The sequence below is a fragment of the Nonomuraea sp. NPDC049784 genome (assembly GCF_040659615.1).
In the GTDB taxonomy this organism is placed as follows: Bacteria; Actinomycetota; Actinomycetes; order Streptosporangiales; family Streptosporangiaceae; genus Nonomuraea.
Genome location: NZ_JBFAMX010001032.1, coordinates 1 through 2,257, shown reverse-complemented (window position 1 = coordinate 2,257; position 2,257 = coordinate 1). Strand labels below are relative to the sequence as shown.

At 71.6% G+C, this 2,257-nt stretch carries 2 protein-coding genes; both read right to left on the bottom strand.

Annotated elements, in window-relative coordinates:
• A partial coding sequence (locus AB0J09_RS62805) for an AMP-binding protein (protein WP_360713783.1) occupies positions 1-352 on the bottom strand: 352 nt, incomplete at its 3' end.
• Positions 353-390: 38 nt separating this feature from the next.
• Positions 391-2,257 (bottom strand): condensation domain-containing protein (locus tag AB0J09_RS62800; RefSeq protein ID WP_360713781.1); only part of this gene is annotated, 1,867 nt, incomplete at its 5' end.

Below are 2,257 nucleotides of genomic sequence, written 5' to 3'. Positions count from 1 at the left end.
CAAGCAGGGCGCCGGTGCGGGCAGCCGGCCAGGCGGGTTCCAACGGGAGGTAGTGGGCTCCGCAGCGCCACACCGCCAGCAGCGCGGTCAGCAGGGGGATGCGGCGGCTCATGCGCACCGCGACACGGTCACCTGCGGCGACACCCCGCGCATGCAGGATGCGGGACAGGGCGATGCTGGAGGTTCGAAGGGCCCGGTAGGAGACCTGAGCGCGGTCGTCCGCGGCCGCCGTAGCGGCCGGGGTTCGTTCGGTCTGGGTGTCGAAATCCTCGATGAGCGTACGGGGGGGCGCCGGGTGCGCGGCCCCGGTGATACGGCTCGGGGCTGCGACAGGATCGTGGGAGTCAGGCATCGCGGGTGTTCTCCTTCCGGCGGGAGGCAGCGGCTGCCCTATGCGCGTGGTGAGGGGTGCAGGGCCGTGCGCAGGTGCTTCAGCAGCAATCCGGGCCGGGAGCTGATGGCCTGCAGAACGAGCGGGTAGGCCTCGACGATCCAGTCGGCCCGGCCGGGCTCGTGAGCCCGGGTGTCGATGCGCAGCAGGACGCTCGCTCCATCGAGATGCTCGCGGAGGTCGAGCATGAGCGGGTAGGGCTGGGGCCATTGCGCGGGTTCGACGGGGGTCACCTGGCACCCGTCCAGGGCGAGGGGATGGAACGCGGGCGGCTGCAGCGTGAACAGGTTGTCGAACAGGCCGCCCGGGGCGGGATGGGTCTGGGTGAGGAGCCCGTAGGGGACGTCGCTGTGCCTCAGCGCGCGGGTACTGGAGGCGATGGCCGTCTGGAGGTGGACGCCGAGGTCTGCCGACCAATCGATCCGGGCACGGATGGGCACCAGGTTCGCGATGAAGCCCACGGTGTCGGCGTAGGCGGGATCGTGCCGGTTGGCCACCGGGGTCCCGCTTACCAGCGACGTGGTGTCGGCGGCCGCGGCGAGCAGGAGCTGAAAGGCGGCCAGGTAGAGATGGAACGGCGTCGTGGCGTGGCCCTGGGCGGCGGCCCGCACGCTGTGCGTCAAGGGCAGGTCGAGTTCGAACCGCACATGGTGCGGCGCTGAGCCCGTCGCATCCCACACCCGAAGCGCCGCCCTCGCCGGTGGCGGACGAAGCGCGTGGTGGATCTCCTCGACGGCGGCGTCGAAGTCGCCGCGCTCGATGCGGACGGCCAGGGATCGCTGGTAATGCGAGAACGGTGCCGGCGGTGGATCTGCGCGCGCGCCGGGTGCGGTGTAGGCGATGCTGAGGTCTCGGTGCACGACCTCCATGGACCAGCCGTCACAGGCGCTGTGGTGCGCGGACATCAGGAGCAGATGCCTGTCGGCCGCCAGGCGGAGCACGACAGCACGTAGCATCGGCCCCTGTTCCAGATCGAAGCGCGTCGCGAAGAACGCGCGCGCGGCCCGCTCGGCCGCCTCATCGCGCCCCAGGGCCGGACCGTCCATGAGGTCGGTGCACTCGAGGTCGAAGGCGGCAGTCGCTGTCAGGCGGCATCGCACCTGTCCGTCGCGGTCATCCAGCGTGGTGCGCAGCGCCGGGTGCCGGGCAACGACGTCCTCGAGCGCCCGGCGAAGACGCCCGAGATCGAGGGGGCCGGTGATGTGGTGGGCGGTGGGGATGACCTGGTTGTTGGTGTGCTGCTGGATGTTCTCGGCTGCCCAGACGCGCCCCTGCCCGAGCGACGCGGCAAGCGGCGCGCCGCTATCGGCCGGACCGTCAGTGAGCGCGGCGGCTGAAGCGGCGGGACGCGCCAGACGGGCGCAGCCTCGAACGGTCGGCTGCTGCAGCAGTTCGCTGACGGTCAGGAGCAGATCGGCCTCGCGCAGCCTCACGCAAATCAACGCCGCGGTGAGCGAGTCTCCTCCCAGGGCTACCAGGTCGTCCGTGACACCGATGGGCTGAACCCCGAGAGTCTCCTCCCACACCGCGGTGATCCGGCGTTCGACAGCGGTTTCCGGGGCGACGAAGATGGCGGCCGGCACAACCTCCTGCCGGATGGGCTCGATGGCGGCGGCAGCGCGGTGCGCGGCTTCGCGTGAGGCCGGCCAGCGAACAAGCCGGCGATCATGAGCACCGGCAGGGGCCTGGTGACGGCGGGCCGGACGTTGTCGCGGCGCCTCGACTTCGCGCCAGTCCGCGCCGGTAAGGAGCACCGAGTCGAGCAACCCCTGGACGGAGCCTGGCCTCGCGGCAAACAGCGTCTGTGCGATCTGGGCGAACATGCGCGCCGGCTGGTTGCGGGCGCCCGCCGCGGCGCGCAGTTCC